General features: G+C 70.7%; 19 protein-coding genes. 15 read left to right on the top strand and 4 right to left on the bottom strand.

What is annotated here, in order from left to right:
• Positions 1-68: 68 nt before the first annotated feature.
• From ACX114_RS25850 to ACX114_RS25865, 4 genes are all read left to right on the top strand, one after another.
• A complete protein-coding gene (locus ACX114_RS25850) occupies positions 69-1136 on the top strand; it encodes a putative zinc-binding metallopeptidase (protein WP_459288761.1) in 1068 nt (355 codons plus the stop codon).
• Positions 1137-1138: 2 nt separating this feature from the next.
• Positions 1139-2176, top strand: coding sequence for a D-alanine--D-alanine ligase family protein (locus ACX114_RS25855; protein ID WP_459288763.1), 1038 nt, complete (start codon positions 1139-1141; stop codon positions 2174-2176).
• Positions 2177-2271: 95 nt separating this feature from the next.
• Positions 2272-4491 (top strand): FUSC family protein, encoded by a 2220-nt coding sequence (locus ACX114_RS25860; RefSeq protein WP_459288765.1) that lies wholly within the window; start codon positions 2272-2274, stop codon positions 4489-4491.
• Positions 4492-4542: 51 nt separating this feature from the next.
• The gene (locus ACX114_RS25865; protein WP_459288767.1) at positions 4543-6435 is read left to right on the top strand and encodes an RICIN domain-containing protein; all 1893 of its coding nucleotides are present in this window, start codon (positions 4543-4545) and stop codon (positions 6433-6435) included.
• Here the strand turns inward: ACX114_RS25865 and ACX114_RS25870 are convergent, their stop codons facing one another.
• Positions 6436-7197 (bottom strand): alpha/beta fold hydrolase, encoded by a 762-nt coding sequence (locus tag ACX114_RS25870; protein ID WP_459288769.1) that lies wholly within the window; start codon positions 7195-7197, stop codon positions 6436-6438.
• A gap of 214 nt (positions 7198-7411) precedes the next feature.
• On the opposite strand from ACX114_RS25870, the gene ACX114_RS25875 reads away from it, so the two are divergent.
• From ACX114_RS25875 to ACX114_RS25910, 8 genes are all read left to right on the top strand, one after another.
• Positions 7412-8530, top strand: a complete 1119-nt coding sequence (locus tag ACX114_RS25875) for a sensor histidine kinase (protein ID WP_459288770.1) — start codon at positions 7412-7414, stop codon at positions 8528-8530.
• Positions 8531-8552: 22 nt separating this feature from the next.
• Positions 8553-10178 carry an ATPase domain-containing protein gene (locus ACX114_RS25880; RefSeq protein ID WP_459288772.1) on the top strand — a complete coding sequence of 542 codons (1626 nt, stop codon included), beginning with the start codon at positions 8553-8555 and terminating at the stop codon, positions 10176-10178.
• Positions 10175-10528 (top strand): response regulator transcription factor, encoded by a 354-nt coding sequence (locus tag ACX114_RS25885; protein ID WP_459288774.1) that lies wholly within the window; start codon positions 10175-10177, stop codon positions 10526-10528. The genes ACX114_RS25880 and ACX114_RS25885 overlap by 4 nt, the downstream gene beginning before the upstream one ends.
• A 120-nt stretch (positions 10529-10648) precedes the next feature.
• Positions 10649-12031 (top strand): MATE family efflux transporter, encoded by a 1383-nt coding sequence (locus tag ACX114_RS25890; RefSeq protein ID WP_459288776.1) that lies wholly within the window; start codon positions 10649-10651, stop codon positions 12029-12031.
• A 132-nt stretch (positions 12032-12163) separates the two neighbouring features.
• Positions 12164-13387, top strand: coding sequence for a glutathione-independent formaldehyde dehydrogenase (locus ACX114_RS25895; protein ID WP_459288778.1), 1224 nt, complete (start codon positions 12164-12166; stop codon positions 13385-13387).
• Positions 13388-13484: 97 nt separating this feature from the next.
• Positions 13485-13838 (top strand): response regulator, encoded by a 354-nt coding sequence (locus ACX114_RS25900; protein ID WP_459288780.1) that lies wholly within the window; start codon positions 13485-13487, stop codon positions 13836-13838.
• 111 nt (positions 13839-13949) lie between these two features.
• Complete coding sequence (locus ACX114_RS25905; RefSeq protein WP_459288782.1) at positions 13950-14975, top strand: hypothetical protein; 1026 nt, start codon at positions 13950-13952, stop codon at positions 14973-14975.
• 76 nt (positions 14976-15051) lie between these two features.
• Complete coding sequence (locus tag ACX114_RS25910; RefSeq protein WP_459288784.1) at positions 15052-15444, top strand: hypothetical protein; 393 nt, start codon at positions 15052-15054, stop codon at positions 15442-15444.
• 68 nt (positions 15445-15512) lie between these two features.
• Here the strand turns inward: ACX114_RS25910 and ACX114_RS25915 are convergent, their stop codons facing one another.
• The 3 genes from ACX114_RS25915 to mprF all read right to left on the bottom strand — a co-directional run bounded on the left by ACX114_RS25915 (position 15513) and on the right by mprF (position 20342).
• Positions 15513-17072 carry a carboxylesterase/lipase family protein gene (locus ACX114_RS25915; RefSeq protein ID WP_459288786.1) on the bottom strand — a complete coding sequence of 520 codons (1560 nt, stop codon included), beginning with the start codon at positions 17070-17072 and terminating at the stop codon, positions 15513-15515.
• Between the two features lie 136 nt (positions 17073-17208).
• Positions 17209-17802, bottom strand: coding sequence for an AcvB/VirJ family lysyl-phosphatidylglycerol hydrolase (locus tag ACX114_RS25920; protein WP_459288788.1), 594 nt, complete (start codon positions 17800-17802; stop codon positions 17209-17211).
• Positions 17799-20342, bottom strand: a complete 2544-nt coding sequence (gene mprF, locus ACX114_RS25925; RefSeq protein ID WP_459288790.1) for a bifunctional lysylphosphatidylglycerol flippase/synthetase MprF — start codon at positions 20340-20342, stop codon at positions 17799-17801. Before mprF ends, ACX114_RS25920 begins: the two co-directional genes overlap by 4 nt.
• Positions 20343-20869: 527 nt before the next feature.
• Between mprF and ACX114_RS25930 the strand changes: the two genes are divergently transcribed.
• The 3 genes from ACX114_RS25930 to ACX114_RS25940 are packed head-to-tail and all read left to right on the top strand — an operon-like array spanning position 20870 to position 23370.
• Positions 20870-22948 (top strand): methyl-accepting chemotaxis protein, encoded by a 2079-nt coding sequence (locus ACX114_RS25930; RefSeq protein WP_459288792.1) that lies wholly within the window; start codon positions 20870-20872, stop codon positions 22946-22948.
• A 35-nt stretch (positions 22949-22983) separates the two neighbouring features.
• A complete protein-coding gene (locus tag ACX114_RS25935; protein WP_459288793.1) occupies positions 22984-23202 on the top strand; it encodes a hypothetical protein in 219 nt (72 codons plus the stop codon).
• A 9-nt stretch (positions 23203-23211) separates the two neighbouring features.
• The gene (locus ACX114_RS25940) at positions 23212-23370 is read left to right on the top strand and encodes a hypothetical protein (protein ID WP_459288795.1); all 159 of its coding nucleotides are present in this window, start codon (positions 23212-23214) and stop codon (positions 23368-23370) included.
• Positions 23371-23379 lie beyond the last annotated feature (9 nt).

The following is a 23379-nucleotide window of genomic DNA, read 5'->3' on the forward strand; positions in this document are numbered from 1 at the left end:
GCTGGCCGCCTGCCGCCATGAGGCGGGCGGGCTGTCCTCCGCCGGGTGCCGGTCCCACCTTGGAGGGGATGATGACTTCCCCCCAGGCCGAGTCCCGCGTACTGCGCGAGAAACATCCCACCGAGGGGGCGGAGCGAGGCCGGCTGTCGCCCCGCCGGGAGGCACTGCTCCAGGCGCGCATCAAGGACCTGTCCCTGCGGCTGGGGGGCACGCCCCTGGAGCGCTACATCGCGCAGCTCCACGCCGAGCTGGAGGCGAAGGGGATCTCCTTCAAGCCCCAGTGCTACCTGTCCGACGAGTGGGGCTGTCCGTCGGGGGTGCCCGTCATCGGCCTGCCCTTCTACCTGGCGGATCCGGACCTCCTGTCCATCGAAGCGGAGCTGGGCGGAAGCGCGGAGACGGAGGCCGAGATCCTGATGTACCTGCGCCACGAGGCGGGCCACGCGTTCAACTACGCCTACCGCCTCTACGACACGGACGAGTGGCGCCGCGTGTTCGGCGACTACGGCCGGCCGTACCAGGACGACTACAAGCCCCGGCCCTTCTCACGCCGGTACGTCTTCCACATCTCCGGCTGGTACGCGCAGAAGCACCCGGACGAGGACTTCGCGGAGACCTTCGCGGTGTGGCTCACGCCGGACAGCGACTGGGCGAAGCGCTACCAGGGCTGGGGCGCGCTCAAGAAGCTCCAGTACGTGGAGGACATCGCGAAGCGACTGGGCCGGACAACGCCGCCCGTGCAACTGGCCGAGCCCGACTTCACCACCGAGGAGATGGAGGGCACCGTCCAGGACCACTACCGCCAGCGCGAGCTGGACGAGAAGGTGGACGTGGAGCTGCGCAACGCCTTCGACCACGCGCTGGAGGACATCTTCTGGGGGCCGGGTGAGGCGCCGGTGAGCGCGTCGACGCTGGTGCAGGCGGAGCGTCAGCGGCTGCTCTCCACCGTGGGCCACTACGCGGGGGTGAGCCGGGGCGTGGTGCGCGCGCTCGTGGACCACCTGGCGGAGCGCACCGCCGCGCTGAACCTCACCCTGCACCCGGACGACAGCCGCGAGGCGGCGATGCAGCTGGCGTCGCTCGTCACCGTGCTGGCGATGAACTACCTGCACACCGACCGCTTCTTCGAGGACTGACCATGCCCGTGAAGTCCCTTCGCATCGCCATCCTCCACTACCAGGCCAAGGAGGATCCGCCCGACCCGGTGGTGAAGCAGGTGGGAGCAGCGCTGCGCGCGGCCGGCCATGACATCTCGGAGGTGCGCGTGGACGAGAGCGTCTCCGACCTGGTGCGCAAGGTCACCAGCACCCGCGCGGACCTGGTGTTCAACCTCTGCGAGACGTTCGCGGAGGACTACCGGCTGGAGGTCAACGTCGCGGCGGTGCTGGAGCTGGCGCGCATGCCCTTCACGGGCGCGGGCACCGCGGGCCTGCTGCTCGCGCAGGACAAGGTGCTCACCAAGCAACTGCTCCAGTTCCATGGCGTGCTCACGCCCCGCTTCGCCACCTTCGACGGCACGTCGTTCCAGACGAGCGGCGATTTGTCCTTCCCGCTGGTGGTGAAGCCCGCGCGCTCGGATGCCTCCATGGGCCTGGGCGTGGAGAAGGACATGGAGGGGCTGGCGAGGCGGGTGAAGAAGATCCGCCAGGAGTACGACGACGAGGCGCTGGCGGAGGAGTACATCGAGGGCCGCGAGCTGTACGTGGGCGTGGTGGGGGACGCGGCGAATCCAGAGGTCCTTCCGGTGGTGGAGCTGGACTTCGGCTCCCGGTGGAACCGCAAGCGGATGAAGATCGCCAATCGCGAGGTGAAGTTCGGCCCGGAGACGCCGGGCAGTCCGCACCTGGTGCTGCCCACGGACTTGTCGGACGAGCTGCGGGGCCGCATGGAGCGCGCGGCCGTCACGGCGTTCCGCGCGCTCAAGCTGCGCGACTACGCGCGCATCGACTTCCGCGTGTCCAGCCGCACCAACGACCCCTACCTGCTGGAGGTGAACCCCAACCCCTACCTGGAGACCCAGTGCGAGGTGGCCATGGGGGCGAAGGAGCGCGGCGTGAGCTACGACGCGCTCGTGCAGCGCATCGTGGACACCGCGGCCCGGCGCCACGGCCTGGGCGTGGGGCCCAGGGCCACGGCCGGTGCGCTCCCGAGGGAGCCGGCCCCCGCCCCGCACTGAGGCCGGGCCCGACGTCCCGCGCGCGAGTGACGCCCCCACGGCACCGGGCCCGGATTCCGGTGGCCCGGCCGGGGGCGTTGCTCTATGGGGGAGGCGTGCTCCACCGTCAGTTCCTGGACCATGCGAAGGCCGTGGCCCGCTTCGCGCCCGTGCGGCCCGCGGTGAAGGCGGGCCTCCGCGCCGCGCTCGCGTTCTTCGTCCCCACCGTCGTGGGCACCGCGCTGCACCTGCCCGCGACCCTGTGGCTGGCGATTGGCGGCTTCAACACGTCCTTCGTGGACAAGGGCGGCTCCTACCACGCCCGCTTCCGCGCCATGGGTGGCACGGCGCTGGCGGCGGCGGTGTCCGCGGTGCTGGGCGGCCTGGCGGGAATGCACCCGGCCCTGGCCATTCCCGCCACGCTGCTGTGGGTGACGGCGTGCAGCTTCGCGGGCGTGTACGGCGCGGCGTCGAACCTCACCGGCAACATCGCCGCCACCACCTTCGTCATCGCGCTGGGGCTGCCTGTCACAAGCGCCGTGAATGCGCTGGAGTCCGGCCTGGCGGTGCTGGGCGGCTCCGCGTGGGCCATGGTGCTGTCGCTGGTGCTCTGGCCCATCCGCCCCTACCGGCCCGCGCGCAAGGCGGTGGCGGCGTGCTTCGACGCGGTGGCGGACTACGCGGAAGGTCTGTCGCGCACGGTCCAGGGCGCGCGCGAGGACGCCTGGCAGGCGCTCATCCAGGAGCAGCACGGGCGCATCCGCGAGCTGCTGGAGCTGGCGCGCACCACGCTCGCGGCCACGCGCCAGGGCCGGGTGGAGCGCGGCCGGGGTGAGCGGCTGCTGGTGCTGCTGGAGTCCGTGGACGCGATGTTCATGGGGCTCATCGCCCTGGGCGAGCAGTTGGAGAGCCTGGGCCCGCCGGTGAGCGGCCCCGTGGGAGACCCGCGCGCGGCGGTGGCCGTGGCGCTCTTGGAGTGCGCCAACACGGCCAGGGACCTGGTGCGGCTGGTGGAACAGGAGGGCCGCAGCCGCAGGCCCCAGCCGGAGTGGGACGGACGCGCGCTGAAGGACGCGCTGGGAGACCTGGACGCGCGCGGGCTCGTCACGCGGCTGGAGCGGGCGCGGCTGTCGGACATCGCGCGGCTGCTCACGGAGCTGCGCGAGCGCGCGGACGTGGCGCTGGACACCGCGTGCCGGCTGCCCGGCCCCCTCACCCAGGCGCCGCCTCCCGCGCGCGAGCTGGCCGAGGAGTCGCACGCGTCCCTGTTGGATCCGGTGCGCGCGCACCTCACGCTGGACTCAGAGGTGCTGCGGCACGCGCTGCGCGCGGGACTCACCACCACGGCCGCGGTGTACGTGGCCAGCGTGTTCCGTCCGAACCACGGCTACTGGGTGACCATCACCGTGCTCACCATCATGCAGCCGTACACCGGGCCCACCTTCCTCAAGGCGCTCCAACGCGTGCTGGGGACGGTGGTGGGCGGCCTGCTGGCCATCGCCGTCGCGTCGTGGCTCCAGAACCCGCACGCGATGATGGGCCTGTTGTTCTGCACCGCGGCCCTGTGCGTGAGCCTCATCCCGCTCAACTACGGGCTGTACACCATCTTCGCCACGCTCACCTTCGTGCTGCTGGCGGAGATGGGCAGCGGGGACTGGACGCTGGCGCCGGTGCGCATCGTCAACACGCTCATCGGCGGCGCGCTGGCGCTCGCGGGCACCTTCTTCCTGTGGCAGCGCTCGGAGAACCAGCGCTTCCCGGCGCAGATGGCGGACGCGCTGAGAGCGGACCGCGAGTTCTTCGACGTGCTGGCCCGCGCGTGGAAGCAGGGCGGGCCACCGGACGCGGCGGCGCTGGCGGAGGCGCGCCGCAAGCTGGGGCTGGCCACCATCAACGCGGAGACGTCCTTCCAGCGCCTGCTCACCGAACCGCGCTGGCGCACGGAGGCGGTGGAGCCGCTGATGACGCTGCTCGCGTTCACCCGCCGCTTCGCGGCCGTCTGCACCCTGCTCGCGTCGCGGCGCTCCGTGCCCTCCACCCCGGCGGTGCAGGAGGCCCTGTCGCGCTTCGCGCACGCCATGGACGCGAGCATGGAGGACCTGGCGGAGGCGGTGCACCACGGCCGCCGCCCCAAGCCCCTGCCCGCCTTCGACGTGCTCATCGGCTGGAACACCCCCACCCCGGACGCGGCCGGCGCGGCGCTGGGCTCCGAGGCCCCCCTGCTCCAGTCCCAGTTGGAGCGGCTGACGCGCCAGCTCACCGTGCTCCACACCGCCGCCGTACGCCGCCTGGAGGCCTTCCCCACGGCCCAGACATCCACGATTAGCGAGCCTTAGCAGAACAACCTGAATAGACTGCGAGACTCCTCTTTGTGTCTGGAGTCCCCCATGTCCTCGTGGTTGTCCCGTGTCCCCCTGCAGGGCCTGCTGCTGGCCGCCTCCACCCTCCTGCCTCCCGTTGCGAGCGCGGCGAACGAGACCGTGCGGGTGTGGCTGACGACGACGTCCGGCAGCACGCTGGCGAAGAAGCTCAACGCGGAGGCGAACAAGGCGTTCGGCCCGGAGACGGGCAGCGCGACGGCCATCGACGTGAACGAGGGCGTGACGTACCAGACCCTCGACGGGTTCGGCGGCGCGCTCACGGATTCGTCCGCGTGGCTCATCTTCAACTCGCCGCAGCGCACGGCCATCATGAACGACCTGTTCAGCGTGGCCTCGGGCGCGGGCCAGAGCGCCATCCGCCTGCCCATGGGCGCGTCCGACTTCGCTCGCAACAACTACACCTACGACGACACCTGCTGCGACCTGAACGACTTCTCCGTGGGCCACGACACGGCGTACATCCTGCCGCTCTTGAAGCAGGCGCGCGCCATCAACCCGGAGGTGAAGGTCTTCGCGGTGCCTTGGAGCGCGCCCGCGTGGATGAAGTTCAACAACTCGCTCACCGGCGGCGGCTACCTGCGCAATGACCTGTACGGCACCTACGCGAACTACTTCGTTCGCTTCGTGCAGGCCTACCAGGTCAACGGCGTGCCCATCCACGCGCTGAGCCTCCAGAACGAGCCGCACAACGCCAACGGCGGCTACGCGACCATGCAGATGGAGTCCAACGACCAGTCCGTCTTCGCGGCGCAGCACCTGCGCCCCGCGCTCAACGCCGCGGGCTTCAACGGCGTGAAGGTGCTGGCGTGGGACCACAACTGGTACGACGGGACGGGCCCCGCGGGCTACCCGCATGAGGTGATGGCCTACAACGGCGGTCAGGCGCAGAGCGCCGTCGCGGGCGTGGCCTACCACTGCTACGAGAGCCCCGAGGGCAGCTACAGCGTCCAGTCCGCCTTCCACGACGCGTACCCCGCCAAGGAGGTGCACTTCACGGAGTGCACCGGCGGCTTCTGGGCCACCAACGCCGCGGCGAACCTGGAGTGGGCGTTGCAGAACAACCTCTTCGGGCCGCTGCGCCACTGGTCGCGCACGTCCTTCTACTGGAACCTGGCGTTGGACCCGAACCACGGGCCGCGCGTGGGCGGCTGCGCGGACTGCCGGGGCATGTTCACCGTGGACAACGCCGCGGGCACGTACACGCGCAACGAGGAGTACTACGCGTGGGCGCACCTGGCGAAGGTGGTGCGGCCGGGCGCGGTGCGCGTGGGCGCCACGTCGCTGGGCAACAACAACATCGAGACGCTCGCCTTCCGAAACCCGGACGGCTCGCGCGCGGTCATCGCGCTGAACTCGAATGACGGCGCCACGCTGTCCTTCAAGGTCCGCTGGAACGGCCAGGCCTTCGAGTACACGCTGCCGCCGCGCTCGGTGGCGTCCTTCCAGTGGGGCGGGACGTCCAGCCCGCAGGGGCCGTGGTACCGGCTTGTCAACAAGGCCACGGGCAAATGCGTGGACATCGTGGGCCCGTCCTCGGCGGACGGCACCGGGCTGCACCAGTGGACGTGCCACACCGGCTCGAGCCAGCAGTGGTCCCTGGTGGCCACGGACAGCGGCTACTCGCGGCTGGTGTCGCGCTACAGCGGCAAGGCGGTGGACGTGGCGGACGCAAGCCAGGCGGACGGCGCGCGCGTGCAGCAGTGGTCCTGGGCGGGCGGCGCCAACCAGCAGTTCAAGCCGGTGGCCACCACCGGGGGCTACACCCGCTTCGAGGCCCGCCACAGCGGCAAGGTGCTGGACGTGAGCAACTGCTGGAGCAGCGGCGACGGGGCCACCGTCCAGCAGTGGGTCTGGTCCAACAACGACTGCCAGCAGTTCCGCCTGGAAGCCATGCCCTGATCAGGGCACCGTCGCCAGGAAGCCCTCGAGCAGCGTGTTCACCTGCTCGGGGGCATCCAGTTGCACCCAGTGCCCCGTGCCCGTCACCAGCTTGGACGGCAGGCTCGGGACGAGCACGTGGTACGCGCCGGGGGTCTGGTTGAGCGGCGTGATGACGGACAGGGCCGGCCCCCGGTAGCGCTTCAGCGCGGTGACGGGGTCGAACTTGAGCAGCGCGCCCATGGCCGCCTTCACCGCTCCGCGCTGCGTGCGCCGCAGTTGCCCCAGCACCTGCTCACGCACCTGGGGCGTGGACGGATCCAGCAGCGTGCCCCAGTACTGCTCGATGACCTGCGTCCAGCCGTCGGTGTCGAGCGCGGCCATCATCCCTTCCGCGGCCTCCTTCGGAACCTGGCGGCCGTCGGATGCCGGATCCAACAGGAAGAGCCCCGCGACGCGCTCCGGGTGCGCCGCCGCGTACGCCACGCACACCGCGCCGCCCAGGCTGTGCCCCACCAGCACCACGCGGGACAGCCCCAGGCCGTCCACCACGGTGGCCACGTCCTGGGAGAAGTCCTCCACCGTGAAGTCCGCGTCTGACGTGAGCGTGGACCGGCCATGCCCCCGGAGGTCCAGCGCGACCGCGCGGCGTTGCTTGCGCACGTGCTCGAGCTGCGCCGCCCACTGCCGCGTGTCGCCACAGGCCGAGTGCACGAACACCACCGGTGTGCCCTGCCCCGTCCCGCCCTCGTCAACGAACAGCTCACCCGCCGTGCCCTTCATGTCCTCGTGCCTTTCCGGGCCGTCCATCCGGCCACGCGTCAACGCCAGGGATCCTGCGTCCGTCGGCCCGCCTGGGGGAAGGCGGACGGATCCAGCGGAGGATCCGTCCTGCGGGCAACACCCGGCGGGCCGCCCGGCGCACTCCCGCCAATCTTTTTCGATGCGAGTGGTTCCATTCGCCGCCCGCGCCCCCACTGTTCCCGCTGCACTGCCTGTGAACTCCTCCGACACCCAGAACGCCCAGACCGGCCGCACCGCCGTCACGGTCCTCAACGTCAATGACGACCCGGCAACGCTGTACCTGCTGAGCCTCACCCTGAAGCAGGGCGGCTACCAGGTGCTCGAGGCCCGGGGTGGACGCGAAGCGCTCCAGCTCGCACGGGGTCTGCCCGACCTGGTGCTGCTGGACGTGCACATGCCGGACATCGACGGCTACGAAGTGTGCCGCCGCCTGCGTGCGGACGAGGCCACGCACGACCTGCTCATCGCCCACCTGTCCTCCGTGTCCGTCAAACGCGAGGACCGCGTGCGGGGGCTCGCGCAGGGCGCGGACGCGTACTGGACGCGCCCGCTGGCGGAGGACGAGCTTCTCGCCAACATCGAAGCGCTCCTGCGCCTACAGGCCCGCGCCCGGGATGCCGTGCGTGCGCGCGACCGGTTCCTCCACGTCGCCGGCCACGAGCTGCGCACCCCCCTCACCGTGCTCCGCCTCAACCTGGAGCGCGCGGTGGAGATGGTGACGGCGGACGCGGACGGCCCCATGCAGAAGCGGCTCGCCCCCGCGGTGCGCCAGCTCACCCGGCTGCAGAGCCTGGTGGAGAGCCTGGCGGATGTGTCGCGCCTGTCCACGCAGGACGTGGCGCTCGTCGTGGACACGGTGGACTTCTCCCAGGTCGTGCGCGAACAGGTGGAGCGCTTCCAGGTCCCGGCCCACAGCGCGAACGTGGCCCTGACGGCGGAGCTGCCGGACGCGCCCGTCCTGCTCTTCGGAGACCGGCGCCTGCTGGAGCAGGCCGTGGGCCACCTGGTGTCCAACGCCATCAAGTTCGGCGAGGACCGGCCCGCGAAGGCGCGCCTGTCCACGCACGAGGGCCACGCGGTGCTCACCGTGGAGGACCACGGCGTGGGCATCGCGCCGGAGGACCACGCCCGCATCTTCCGCCGCTTCGAGCGCGTGCCCTCCGGCGGCCGCTTCGAAGGGCTGGGGCTGGGGCTCTTCCTGGCCCAGGAGATCGCCGCCGCGCACGACGGCACGTTGAGCGTGAAGAGCGCCCTGGGTCAGGGCGCGTGTTTCGAGTTGAGACTCCCCCTGCATCGCACCCAGCGCTACTGATGTCTCCAGAGGAGAAGGATTCGTGTCGAACACCGAAGACGCGGACGGGAGCAACCAGTCCGACGAAGGCAAGAGCCCGGCGAAGCGCCTCGTCACCAATGTGCCCCGGCTGGACTTCATCACCAAGGGCGGCCTCATCGTGGGCTCGTCCTACGCCATCATCGGGCCTCCGGGCTCCGGCAAGACGGTGCTGGCCAACCAGATCGCCTTCCAGCACGTGAAGAACGGCGGCAAGGCGCTCTACGTGACGCTGCTGTCGGAGTCGCACGGGCGCATGCTGGAGAACCTGTCGCAGATGACGTTCTTCGACGCCGACGTCATCCCGGACCGGCTCCAGTACCTGAGCGGCTACCGCGACCTGGAGCGCGACGGGCTCAAGGGCCTCCTGGAGCTCTTGCGCAAGAACGCCCAGGCCCACGGCACCACGCTGCTCATCATCGACGGCATGGACGCGGCGAAGGAGTTCGCCCGCTCGGACCTCTCCTTCAAGCGCTTCCTCCAGGACCTGCAGACCTTCAGCAGCATCCTGGGCTGCACCACGCTGCTGCTCGCTCCGCACCATGAAGGGGAGATCCACCCGGAGAACACCGCGGTGGACGGCATCTTCGAATTGTCGCTGTGGCTGCACGGCCCCCGCGCGGTGCGCGAGCTCATCGCCATCAAGTTCCGCGGCGGGCCGTCCCTCCTGGGCCGCCACGAGGTGGAGATCTCCAACCAGGGCATGGTCATCCACCCCCGCACGGAGGTGCAGTTCGCGCACCCCGCCGCGGAGGGGCGCGAGGACCGCATCCGCATGCCCTTCGGCATCCCCCGCCTGGACGAAGCGCTCCGGGGCGGCGTGCTGTCCGGCTCCACCACGCTGCTGTTGGGCGCGCCGGGCACGGGCAAGACGCTCCTGGGGTTGCACTTCCTCCTCCAGGGCGCGCGCGAGGGCCAGCCGGGCGTCTACTTCGGCTTCTTCGAGACGCCCCCCCGCCTCATCGAGAAGGCGGAGGGCACCGGCATGGGGGACCTCCAGAAGTACGTGGACGAGGGCCTCATCGAAATCCAGTGGCAGCCGCCGCTGGAGCACAACCTGGACTCGCTGGCGGAGAAGCTCCTGGAGCGCATCGAGGAGCGCAAGGTGGACCGCCTGCGCCTCTTCATCGACGGCGTGTCCGGCTTCCGCTCCGCGGCGGTGTACCCGGACCGCATGGGGCGCTTCTTCTCCGCGCTCACGCACCAGCTGCGGATGATGGACGTCACCACGCTGTACTCGGATGAGACGCCCCTGTTCAGCCCCGGCGTGGAAATGCCCCAGCCGGAGGCCGCGTCCACCGTGGAGAACGTCATCCTGGTGCGCTACGTGGAGCTGCGCTCGCAGCTCTACCGGCTGCTCTCCATCATGAAGATGCGGGAGAGCGCCTATGACAGCGCCATCCGCGAGTTCTCCATCTCCGAAAAGGGCATCCAGGTCGCGGAGACCTTCGAGAGCGCGGAGAGCATCCTCACCGGTCACGCGCGGATGTCCGGCGGAGCGGCCTCCCGTCCCGACAACGTGAAGGCCCCCCTGGGCGCGAGGAAGAAGCAGGGCCGCAAGGCGGCCGCGAAGAAGAAGCCGGCCGCGAAGAAGGCTCCGGCGGGCTCGTCCCGGCGGAGGCGTTCATGAAGACCGTGCTCGTCGTGGACGATGAGCTGGACATCGCCGAGGCCATCCAGGCCATCCTGGAAGAGGAACAGCTGCGCGTCGTCATCTGCGGCAACGGCCGCGAGGCAATGGCCAGGCTCAAGGAGGAGAAGCCCGACCTGGCCATCATCGACGTGATGATGCCGGTGATGAACGGCTACGAGACCATCGACGCCATCCGCAAGGACGGCACCCACCACTTCCCCATCCTCGTCATGAGCGCCATCCAGCCGCCCAAGGCCAAGATGGAGGAACAGCGGTGGGCCGGCTTCCTCAAGAAGCCCTTCTCCCTGAGAGATCTGGTGGACACCGTGGCCCGCCTGACGTCGTAGGCGTCTGTCTCACGATTTCAGCTCAAAGCACCCGCGGCGGGCAGGCAGCCGTCGCGGGTGCTTCCGGTTGAAATCGAAATATCGCGCGCGCACAGTGGGTCCACCTGACGCGACGCATCCATGCCCACTGAAGTCGAGACGACGCCCTCCCGTGAGCCGGGCCTGTTCCGCCTGACCTGGCCCATCTTCTTCGAAATCTTCCTCTTCATGCTGATGGGCACGGCGGACACGCTGATGCTCAGCGGTGTGTCGGACGCCGCCGTCTCCGCGGTGGGCGTCGTCAATCAGTACGTCTTCATCTGCATCCTGGTGATGGAGGTCGTGAGCCACGGCGCGTCCATCGTCGTGTCGCAGTATCTGGGCGCGAAGCGCGGCACGGAGGCGGCGCGCATCGCGGCGCAGGCCATCACGATGAACTTCCTCTTGGGCCTGGCGGTGAGCGGCGGGCTCTTGTTGTCCGCGGACGCCATCCTGGGGCGGATGAACCTGGAGCCCCAGACGCTGGCGTACGCGAGCACCTACTGGCACATCGCGGGCGGCTTCCTGTTCCTGCAGGCGCTCATCAACGTCTTCTCCAGCCTCATCCGCACGTACGGCTTCACGCGGCAGTCCATGTACGTGGCCCTGGGCATGAACGTGGTGCACGTGGTGGGCAACCAGGTGCTCATCTTCGGGCACTTCGGCATGCCGGCGCACGGCGTGGCGGGCGCGGCCATGTCCACCGTCTTCAGCCGCGCGATGGCGGTGGGCGTATTCGCGTGGATGCTCTGGCGGGTGATGGACGTGAAGATGAAGCCCGGGAACTTCGTGGCGCTCACGCGCGAGTACGTGCGCAAGATCCTCCGCGTGGGCGTGCCGTCCGCGGTGGAGCAGATGACGTACCACGCGTGCCAGACGGTGTTCCTGTACTACGTGACGTACCTGGGCCCGGTGGCGCTGGCGTCGCGGCAGTACGCCAACGCCATGTCCCAGTACGTGTTCCTGTGCAGCCTGGCCATCGGCATGGGCACGTCCATCCTCGTGGGACGGCTGGTCGGCGCGAAGCGCTCGCAGGACGCGTACGCGCGCGTGCTCAAGAGCCTCAAGTGGAGCATCGGCATCACGGTGGCGGTGGACGTGACGGCCATCCTCTTCCGCGAGCCGCTCATCCGCCTCTTCACGCAGGACGGAGACATCCTGCGGCTCACGTCACAGGTGCTCGTGCTGAGCCTGCTGTTGGAGACGGGCCGCTCGTTCAACCTAGTGCTGGTGAACGCGCTGCGCGCCGCGGGCGACGCCACCTTCCCGGTCATCATGGCGGTCCTCTCCATGGTCTGTATGAGCCTGCCCCTGGGCTACTACCTCGTGTTCCACCTGCACCTGGGGCTCGCGGGCGTGTGGCTCGCGGTGGCCGCGGATGAGTGGACGCGCGGCCTGGCCATGTGGCTGCGCTGGCGCAGCCGCGCCTGGGAGCGCCAGTCGCTGGTGTCCCCGGCGGAGGCGCCGGTGGTGATGGCGCACTGAGGGCTTGAAAGCGCGCCCGCCCTGCACGCCTGCACGGGGCGGCCGGGCGCGCTCCAGCTCCGGCCCCTTCCGCTGGCCCCGGCGCATCCCACTTTTGGTGGGCCGCGTTACAGACCCGTCCAGGAGGAGCCCATGCTCGCCGTCGTCTACAAAGAGAACAGCCAGGTGAAGGTGGAGGAGGTCGAGGATCCGAAGCTGGAATCCCCCACCGACTGCGTCATCCGCGTCACCTCCGCCGGCATCTGTGGAAGTGACCTGCACATGTACGAGGGCCGCACCGCGTCCAAGGCCGGACAGGTGTTCGGCCACGAGAACATGGGCGTCGTGGAGCAGGTGGGCCCCGGCGTCAGGAGCATCAAGAAGGGCGACCGCGTGGTGCTGCCCTTCAACATCGCGTGCGGCACCTGCTTCGACTGCGTGCGGGGCCGCACCGAGGCGTGCCTCGTCGCCAATCCGGAGGCGCCGCACGCGGGCTACGGCTACGCGGGCATGGGGCCGTACCGCGGTGGACAGGCGGAGCTGCTGCGGGTGCCCTGGGCGGACTTCAACTGCCTGAAGCTCCCCGGACAGCCGGGCGACGACCTGGAGGACGACTTCCTGCTCCTGTCGGACGTGTTCCCGACCGCGTACCACGGCACCGAGCTTGCGAACGTGCGGCCGGGCGCCACCGTGGCCGTCTTCGGCGCGGGGCCGGTGGGCCTGCTCGCGGGCTACTGCGCGCTCCTGCGCGGCGCCTCGGAGGTCTACGTGGTGGACAGCGTCCCGGAGCGCCTGGCCAAGGTGAAGGAGATGGGCGCCATCCCCATCGACTTCACGAAGGGCGACCCGGTGAAGCAGATCATGGACCTGCGCCGCGGCAACCCGCTCATCATGGGCGCGCTGCGCCCCGGTGAGGAGAAGGCCATGGGCGTGATGTGCGGCATCGACGCCGTGGGCTACCAGTCGCGCGACATCCAGAGCGCGGACTCGCACGGCGGCAAGGAGAAGCCCACCCAGGTGCTGGAGCAGCTGGTGGAGCTGGTGAACCCCACGGGCTCCATTGGCGTCGTGGGCGTCTACATCGCCCCGGACCCCGGCGCGCCGGACGAGAACGCGAAGCAGGGCATCTACCCGCTGCCGTGGGCCAAGGTGTTCGACAAGGGCATCACCGTGGGCACCGGCCAGACGCCGGTGAAGCGCTACAACCACTTCCTGCGCGACCTCATCATCGCGGGCCGCGCCAGGCCGAGCATGATCGTCAGCCACCGCCTGCCGCTGCAGGACGCGCCGGACGCGTACAAGAAGTTCGACGCCCGAAAGGACGGCTACACCAAGGTCATCCTCAAGCCCCAGCTGAGCCCCAAGGCCCGCGCTTGAGGGGCCTTGTCCCCAGGTCCAAGCCCCGGGGTGCGCACGCCCCGGGGCTTTGGCGGTATATGGTTTGATGGTGGTTGCCCTGGACAAACCCTCGACCGTGCTGGTGGTCGAAAGCTATGACGACCTGCGCGAGGCGCTGGTGGCCCTCCTCGTGCTGGAGGGCTACACGGTGCTGTCCGTGCCCTCGTCCACGCAGGCGCTGGACGTGCTGACTCGCATCCCGGACATGCCCTCGCTGGTGCTGCTCAGCCTGATGCTGCGCAACCCGGAGGACCTGCGCTTCCTCACCCGGCTGCGCAACCTGGGCCTGACGTCACGGCTGCCGGTGCTGGCGCTCACCGCGGACCCGGACCTCCAGGCGGCTCCACTCGGGACGGTGGCCCTGCTGGGCAAGCCCGTGCGCACGGAGGTGCTCCTGGCCGCCGTGGACCGCTACCGGACCCGGCACTGAGGGCCGACGTTGGGCGCCAATGTAGGCAGGGGAAACCCGGCAACTCCCGGCGGCAAGGGTCGATAATCCATCAACGTCCACCGTCTCGGTGGTTCGAGGGGGAGACCCGACATGTCCAGAATCGGTGAGTCGATTGGCGGCGCCATCGCGGCGCGAGTGCAGCAGGCGCTGACCCCGCAGGTCCGCCCCACCCCGCAGCCCCCGGCCGCGCCCGTGGCCCGGCGCCCCGCCGACACCTTCGAGTCCGCGCCCGCCGCCCGCCGGGGAGGCCCCGCCCTGGGGACGCCCGCGCCCGCGGCCACGCCCACCCCGGTGGGCACGTCCGGCACGGCGGTGCAGACGAACGGCGCCACGGTGGCGGACTACCAGGTGGGTCCTCCCCGGCGTCCGGACATCCACCACGACAACGGCTTCCTGCAGAACCCCAACGACCCCAACGACCCCACGCCCCTCCCCACGGAGAGCCCGGGGCTGAGCGACTACGCGGCGCGGGCCGAGTGGGAGTTGAAGCTCAACGCCGCGCGCGCCATCCAGGGCATCCCGGGCGTGCCGCACAACGACATCCCGGACGACCTGGACACGTACGACCACTTCCTGCACGGCAACGGGGCGGACCGGCACTTCGACTACGAGCGCTTCGTCAGCACGGACCCCGCCGGCCAGGCGGTGCTCACCAACTCCACGCGTGACACGCAGCAGGCGGCGGAGGCGACCTACAACCAGATGATCGCCCAGGACCCGTCGCTGGCGGGCAAGCCGGTGACGTTCCAGATCACCGGCTCGCAGATTGGCGTCGGCTCCAGCGAGCAGTTCCCCTACCCGGAGACGGAGAACTGGCAGAAGGCGATTGGCGGCCACTCCGTCTGGAACAGCGCGACCGTGACGGTCTACCCGCCGGAGACGCCGGGCGGGAAGCCCCGCTTCGAGATGGACATGACGCTCCACGCGGAGGACCGCTACAACTTCAACCCGGGCCAGGCGGACATCAACACCGGCACGCCGGACGCGGCCAACGGCCGGCTGGAGCAGACGGGACTGGGGCACCAGTACACCAACTACGGCACGCTCCAGCGGCACGTGACGTGGGACCAGGGGAGCCCCGAGAATGCGACGTCGCGTCCCATCGGTGGCCGTTAGGCGCACGCTGGCTACCACCCTGCTCGCGGGGTGTGTTTCGCTGGCCTGCGACAAGCCCTCAGGGGGGAATGCATCCATGACGACACAGACGGCCGCGCCTGCGGCGAAGACGGGGACGGACCTGGAGACGCTGGAGAAGACTGTGACGCTGCCGCGCCGCCCCCAGGCGGTGCAGTGGCGCCAGTCTCCGCGCGGCATCCCGGGCGGCCTGGGCCCCACGGACACGCAGTTCCTCGCGGTGCTGGAGTACCCGGCGGCGGAAGGACAGGCGCTCCAGGCGGCGCTGAAGCCCACGCGGCTGACGGTGAAGCTGGACGACGGCGGGTGGCTGCCGCAGGCCACGAAGGAGGCGCTGAAGGGCGCCACCGCCTACGACGCGGCGCCCTTCTTCAAGGGCTCGCTGCGCCAGGGCACCGTGTTCCAGCTGCCCCAGTCGAGCACCTTCGTGCTGGTGCTCTTCAGCAGCTAGCAGCCCACGAGCAGCAAGCAGCAGGGCCCGGCCGCGAACGCTCGCGTCCGGGCCCTTCGCTTTTCAGGCTACGGCGTGCCTTCGGGCCGGCCCGTCTTCTGGGGCGAGGCCCCCGTGTGGCGGACGTTGCGCTGCGCGCCGGACTTCCCGCCCGTGCGGCTGTCCGGGCTGTTGATGATGGCGCTCGCGAGCAGGAAGGCGTTGAGGCGCAGCTGCATGAAGTTGTGCTCCACCTTGGGCGGCTGCTGCACGCGCAGGGTGCGGTCCTCCCACTGCTGGTGCTTGGGCCACTCCGTCGCGGACGCGGGCGCACCGGTGCGGGCGAACTGGAGCAGCCAGCCGCTCACCTGGCGTGCGTACGCGCGGTCCTCGTCGGTGAGCACGTCCTGGTTGGGCGGGCAGCGGGCCACGGTGTCCAGGAACCACGGGATGTCCGCGCCGTGCGGGACGCCGTCGGGGTACTCCGGGCGCAGCTCGGTGGCGGTGTATTCGAAGTAGAAGCGCCACGCGTCGGAGACCTTGTTGTGCAGGTCCGCGACCTGCCGGGGGATGAGCGTGAAGACGATGTCGCGGCACACCTGCCGCGCCAGCTCCTCGTCCGGCGACACGCCCGGGTACAGCAGGCCGATGGGCACGTTGTTGTCCCGCAGCGCCTGGAGGATCTCCATGGGGTCGCGGCCCATGGCGTCCAGCACGCTCACGTCGTCACTGGTGCTGCCCAGGATGAGCGGCACGCGCGCCTGCTGCTGGGCCTTGAAGGTGGACAGGATGGACTGGGGCAGCACCGTGTCGCCGCACACGGCCACGGGCGCCAGCGAGTGCTCCGGCGCCTGCTGCCAGAAGGACTCCGCGGGCAGCGCGCGCATGCGCTCTGGCGTCGCGTCCGTCACCCCCATGTCGCGGATCAGCGCCTCGCCCTTGAGCCGCGCCTTCTCCAGCGGCATCTCGTCCAGGCCGTACACGCTCATCGCCACGCCCCGGTGGAACAGGGGCTTCGCGGCCTCCATGCAGAAGAGGGACAGCACGCTCTTGGCGCCCGCGGACTGGCCGATGAGGGTGACGTTGCCCGCGTCCCCGCCGAACTTCGCGATGTTGCGGTTCACCCACTGGAGCGCCGCGAGCTGATCCAACAGGCCGAAGTTGGCCGCGCCGCCGCCCGGCTCCTGCAGGAGCGCCGGGTGGGCCAGGAAGCCCAGGTGTCCCAGGCGGTAGTTGAGCGTGACGAAGACGGCGTCCCGGGACGCCAGGGGCACGCCGTCGTACGGAGGCAGGCCGCTCGCGCCAATCACATACGCGCCGCCGTGGATCCACACGATGACGGGCAGCTTCGCCTGGGGGTCCACGCGAGGCGTCCAGACGTTGACGTAGAGACAATCCTCGCCCATCGGGAACGGGTCACCGCCGCCGCCCGCGATGCAGCCGTCACGCGACTGGAGCGAGGATTTGCCGAACGTGGACGCCTGCCGGATGTGCTTCCAGGGCACGACCGGAGCGGGAGGACGCCACCGCAGCGCGCCCACGGGAGGCTGGGCGTAGGGGATGCCCTTGAAGGCATACACCCCTTCCTCGACGATGCCTTGGAGCTGTCCTTCGACGGTGCTGACGACAGGAGCCGACTGCTGGACCATGTTTGGAACCCCCCACGAAACCCGGCGCCAGGGCCGGGCCGGTGCGAAGTAGAGGTTCCGCCCATGCAAGTCAATGCATTGGCTCTCAAAGACAATCACCCGTCCGCCAGCCGACGCGGCCCCCGACTCCGGAGCATCAGGGCAATGCCATACCGAGTTCCCGCAGGACGCTCCGGGTGATGGCGGCGGAGTTCCCGTCGAAGTGGTGTCCACCCTTGAGCAGTACGGCGCGGGCGCCGGGCACGCCGGACAGCGTGGGGCAGAGGCTGTCGGACAACTCCTCGTCACCGTAGACACAGAGCACGGGCGTTCCCTTCAGGGCCTGCACGTCCGGGAGCACCGCGGCCGTGGGCCGGCCCTTGCCGCCGAAGATGTCCGTGACGTGCACCTCGAACTCCGCCTCCTTGCCGGGCCCGGCGTCCACCCCGAGCACCCGCGCGCCGTGCGAGGCCAGCGCCATGGACAGCTCCAGCGCCCGGCCCTTCTCCGCGGGCCCATCCGCGAGCAGGAGCACCACCGTGCCGGGCCTTCCCGGGGGCGTCACCACCGTGACGTGGCCCAAGCGGCCTCCGAGGCGCAGCGTCTCCACGCGCGGCGCGACCGTGGGCTGGGGCACGGGGACCGCCACGGGGCCTGGAGCGACGGAAGGCGCCGCGCACATGCGTGCCCCGGAGATGAGCGCCAGCACCAGCACGGCCCCCAGCAGGAACCACCTCGCGCGCCGCCTCATCTCGCCACCACCCCACCCAGCCCGCGCGACACCAGCGACGTCACACCCGCGAGCACGCCCGGCAGCGCGAGCCCGCCCGGCGAGGCCAGGTAGCGCGGCGCCCAGTCCGGACGGAACTTCTCCTTGTACTGGCGCAGCCCCTGGAAGTTGTAGAAGTGCTCGCCGTGCCGGAACAGGAGCGCGCCCAGCCGGTTCCACATGGGCGCGAGCGCGCGCGCCTCGAAGCCGCTGAAGGGCGCCATGCCCAGGTTGAAGCGCTGGAAGCCCTGCTGCCGGCCCCACAGCATCAGCGACGTGAAGAGGAAGTCCATGGCCCCGTGGGGACTGCCCGGCTGGTAGCGCATGAGGTCCACGCTCAGCTCCTCTTTGGTGTCCGGCGCCCACACATTGGCGAAGCCCATGAGCACGCCGCTCCTGCGCACCAGCGCCACCGGCCCCTGCTCCAGGTAGCGCGGCGAGAACCAGCCCAGGCTGAAGCCCTTCTCCCGCGTGTGCTTCTCCGCGAGCCACGCGTCGGAGAGGGTCCTCAGTTGGGGCAGCAGTTGGGGCACGGCCTCGCGCGGCTGGACCTCGAAGGTCCACGCCTCTCGCTCCATGCGGCGCAGGCCGTGGCGCAGGCCCCGGCGCTCCGGCCCCTCCAGCGTGAAGTCCTGGAGCGGCACGGTGGCCTCTTCTCCCAGCTTGAGCAGCGTGAGCCCCAGGTCCAGGTAGCGCGGCAGCGCGCCCGGCCCCACCTGGTAGAAGCACGCCCAGCCGTGGTGCCGGTCCGCCAGTTCGAGGAAGCGCCACGCCAGCTCCGTCGCCGCGTCCGGCGGCCCCACCGGGTCGCCCATGGACACCCACGCACGCCCCGACACGCCGTACATGAGGAACGCGGTGCCCGCATCGTTGAGCAGCAGGGACTTGTCCCCCACCAGCGCCAGCGAGGCCATGGACTCCGGTGAGCTCGCCACCAGGGGACGCACCCGTCGCAGCTCCTCTGCCGTCGGTGGGTGCGTGCGCGGCCCGGCCGGCCGAAGGAGCGCGGCCAGCCCCGCCACGACCGTCGCCCCCAGCACGCCCACGCTGGCGCGCAGGAAGCGCGGCGCGTTGCCAGCGAAGGCGAAGTGCCACCAGAGGTCATCGCGGTACTCGACGTGCCGGTAGGAGAAGAACCCCAGCCACACCGACGCGCCCACCACCGCCGCCGTGGCCAGGAACCACCCGGGGCTGAAGGCCTCCGCGAACAGCGACGTGTGCCGGTAGAACTGCTGATGGAACGGAGCCAGCGCCAGGGCCAGGACGAGCAGCAGCGTGGCCTCCTCGTAGTCCACGCCCTTCACCAGGGAGAACACCGCGCCCGCCACCAGCAGCACCTGCGTCAACACATAGGCCGCGTCCAGGCGCCGCTGGAGCCCGCGCGCGAGCAGGAGCAGCGACACGCCCGCCAGGCTGCCCAGCAGATGGGACACCTCCAGGAGCGGCAGCGGCACCAGCCCGCGGAGCAGCGCCAGGCGCTCGGCGACGGCTGGGGTCGCGCCGGAGAACAGCAGCACCGTGCCTGCCACGAACGCCCCCGCCGACGCGGCCCACGGCACCAGCGGCGCGAACGAGCTGTGCACCCCCTTCGCCAGCCGCGTGAGGTGGTGACGGCGCTGGAGCAGCTCATGCCCCGCGAGCAGCAGCGCCGCCACCGTGAAGGGCAGCAGGTAGTAGACGAAGCGGTACACGAGCAGCACGCCCACGACCCGCGGCGCGGGCACGTGGGGCGTGAGCGCGGAGAGCATCACCGTCTCGAAGACGCCCAGGCCCGCGGGCACCTGGCTGGCGATGCCCGCCAGTTGCGCCAGCGCGAACAGCGCGGTGAGCGACGGCAGCGACACGCTGCCCGGAGGCAAGAGCACCCACAGCACCGCCGCCGCCAGCATCCAGTCCCCGCATGACACCACCAACTGCGCCAGTGCACGCGCGGGCGTGGGCAGCGTCCACTCCAGGCCGCGGACACGCAGCGGCCCGCGCACGGTGGCGCACGCCACGAAGTAGCCCACGAGCAGCAAGCCCAGCGCGGCGCCCACCCCGTGCGCCACGGGCGTGGACAGGGACAGCACTCCGCCCCCGCCCTCCACGAGCAACGACACGCAGGTGACGGCGGCCAGCCCCAGCCAGAACGTGAGCGCGTTGAACGCGGACACCCGGGCGACATCCAGCGCGGTGAGCCCCCACGCGGAATACAGCCGGTAGCGCACCGACCCGCCGCTCAGGAACGACGCGCCCAGGTTGTGCCCGAAGGCGTAACCCACGAAGGACGTGAGCGCCACGCGCGGATAGGGAATCCGGTGCCCCGCGTGCCCCAGCGCCAGCACGTCGTACAGCGTGAGCGCCACGTAGTTTACGACCGTCACGGCCAGGGCCAGCAGGATGTGCCCCGCCGTCACGGCCGCGAGCCCCGCGCTCACGTCCTCGCGGCGGTAGTGCGACAGCTCGCGGTGCAGCACGTACGCCGCCACGCACAGCAGCAGCAGCGGCAGTGCCGTGGTGAGGACCCTCTGGATCTTCGACATGCACGCTCCCCCCGAGCGGGAGGACAGAGCATCCGGCGTGCCACGCTTCGCGAAGAGGAGCCGCGGGGGCGGACAAGGTCCTGTGCTGAAGTGACGCATGGGACCTGGGTACAGACGGACCAGGAGTGTTTCCTCGCACCGTCGGAGGCGGCGCCACGCCAGCCCCTCGCAAGCCTGGCCCCCTCGGGACCGGCGGGCCCTCCACGCCCGGCGGCCAGCGCGCTCCAGAGACGAAGCGAACCTCTGGAGTAGGGTTCCGCGACAGGACCGGCGTCACGCCGCCCCTGAGAACAATTCCATGTTTTACGAATCTGTCCGGTCCGCTCCGTCTGTGATGTGAACAGCGAGTGAAACGCAGCGGCTGGAGGGACGGCGGGGAGGCATGAGGGACCCATTTTACTTTTGACCCCCTCGCGCTGGAGCATGTGTCTCGAATGCGTCGCCCCCGTGTTTTCGTTCTCGACATGCAGCCCCGGCTCACTCACTTCCGCGGCCCCCGGAAGCCCCTCGCCTCGCGACTCGCGGCCGTGGGATCCGTGCTGCTGATGCTCCTCGCGTTCGCGCCCGTGGCGCGAGCGGCGGCGACGGCGGCGGCCCAGCCCGCGCTGGATGGGTGGCGCTATCGCTGGGGAGACTCGCCGCAGGGCTCCGACGGCGTCCCCGCGTGGGCGACGGAGCCGGAGGACGCGGAGGGCTGGCAGGCCGTCACCGCGCTCCAGGAGCCGCCGGACCGGGGGACGAACACGTTCCTCTGGCTGAGCATCCCCCTGCCCCAGGGCCCGTGGCTGGAGCCCGCCCTCTTCCTGGGCAACGTCACCAACGCCTTCGAGGTCTACGCCGGCGGCCAGCGCGTCTATTCCAGCGGGACAGTGGACCCCAACGGCCAGGAGCTGATGGAGAACATGGTCTGGCACCTGGTGCCCGTGCCGCCCGCTTCGCTGGGCCACCGGGTGCTGCTGCGCATCCAGGCCCATGGGCCCGCCATCGGCGTCACGCGCGCCGCGAAGGTGGGCTCGCACCCGGAGCTGCTCGCGGAGGTGACGCGCGTGGGCCTGGCGCCCTTCGTCATGGGGACGCTGCTGGTGGGCATTGGCGCGGTGGCGCTGGGCGCCGCCCTGCTGCGCCGCCAGTGGCGGATGCTCGCCGCCCTGACCGTGTTCTCCGCGGGCTCGGGCGCGCTGCTGCTCGGCTCCAGCGGCCTGTTCCCGGCGCTCTGGGGCAAGGCGGCCACCGGCAGCGTCCTCACGCTGCTGGGCTCGTACGCCATCCTGCCCGCCCTGGCGTGGTTCATCTCCGATACCGTGGGCACGGACAAGCTGCGCTGGTTCCGCCGGGGCGCGGCGGTCGTCACCGTGCCGGCCATCCTCCAGGCGATCATCGTGGTCATCGACCTGGGAAGCGCGTGGCGGCTGCTGTCCGCGTTCATCCTCTACTCGCTGCCCGGACTGCTGGTGTGCGTGGGGGTCGCGGTGGTGGAGGCCCTCAAGGGGAACAAGGACGCGCGCATCTTCGTCGCGGGCCTGGGGGTCCTCACCGTCGTGCTCCTGCTGAGCACCCTGCCGATGCTGGGCGTGATGGAGGCCACCGACAGCCAGGTGCACTGGGGCTTCTTCGCGCTGACGCTGTCGCTCGTGGCCATCGTGGGGCGGCGCTCCGCGGAGGTGGTGCGCTCGCTGGCGGAGTACACGCACCTGCTGGACGCGCGCCGCAAGGACGTGCGCCTGCTGGCCGAGGGCATGGGCCGTGGCGCGGACGAGCTGGCCGCCGTCGTGCAACAGCTGCACACCTCCAGCGAGGAGCAGACCGTGGGCATCAGCCGCCAGGCCGCCGCGCTGCGCGAGCTGGAGGCGACGGTGGAGGAGATCCGCCAGGGCTCGCACCTGACGGCGGACAAGGCGCGGGTGCTCGCCGCATCCGCGGAGAGCGCGGAGGCGGTGGGGCGCGAGGGTGGCGCCGCCCTGGAGCGCACGCTGACGGACCTGGCCGCCATCCGCACGGAGGTATCGGGGATGGCCTCGCGCATCCTCGCGCTCGACGAGCGCACGCGCGAGGTGTCCAGCATCGTCGATGACGTGAAGACGCTGGCGGACCAGTCCAACATGCTGGCCATCAACGCGGCCATCGAGGCGGTGCGCAACGGCGACAGCGGCAAGGGCTTTGGCGTGGTGGCCAAGGAGATGCGCCGGCTGGCGGACCAGTCCATCCGCGCCACCGAGCGCATCCGCGACGTGCTCGACGGCGTGAGCATGAGCATGCGCGAGGCCGCGCAGATGAGCGAACAGGGCGAGGCGCGCGTGCAGGTGAGCCTGGACGCGGTCCGCGGCTCCGGCGAGAAGCTGCAGAAGCTGACGAGCATCATCGGCGACACCACGGGCAGCGTGCGGCAGATCACCCAGGCGGTGGCGCAGCAGGACTCGGGCACGCATCAGATTGCCCAGGCCATCCAGGAGCTGTCCGGCCAGATGCAGCGCACGCTCCAGGCCGTGGAGGAGACGCGCACCGTCACGCACTCCGTGCAGACGCTGGCGGAGGTCATGTCGGGGGCCGCGAGCAAGGCGCTGCGCTCCGGCACGCTGGACGACCAGCAGAAGCCCGCGACGGCGTGAAGCCCGGGCCCGGCCCTGGGCTACACTTCCGGGCCATGGTGAACCTGACCGACCACTGCGGGCTGTCCCCCGAGCGGAGAGCCGCCCTGGAGCGGCAGCTCGCGCCGCTCACGCTGCTCCAGGACGTGGTCCGCTGGGGGTTCGCGAGCCAGCCGCCGCGCGACGTGGCGGCGGTGGTGGTCCAGGACGAGTTCACCCACGACGTGGTGCTGCCCTGGGAAGAGGAGCGCTACCTCGTCTTCGACACCACCTGACTGGGCGGAGTGACCTCGGTCTCCGTGTGGGACCACTGCCCTACCGCGGATGAACTGCTGGACGCGCGGCTGCGCGCTGGCTGGACGCCCACGCCGACGAGCACCGTCGACGGGGACGTCGTCCTGGGCCACGCCGCGTGCCGGATGCCGTCCAGGGCCGTGCGCTGACGTCCTGGC

This window comes from Corallococcus sp. M7 (genome assembly GCF_054512695.1).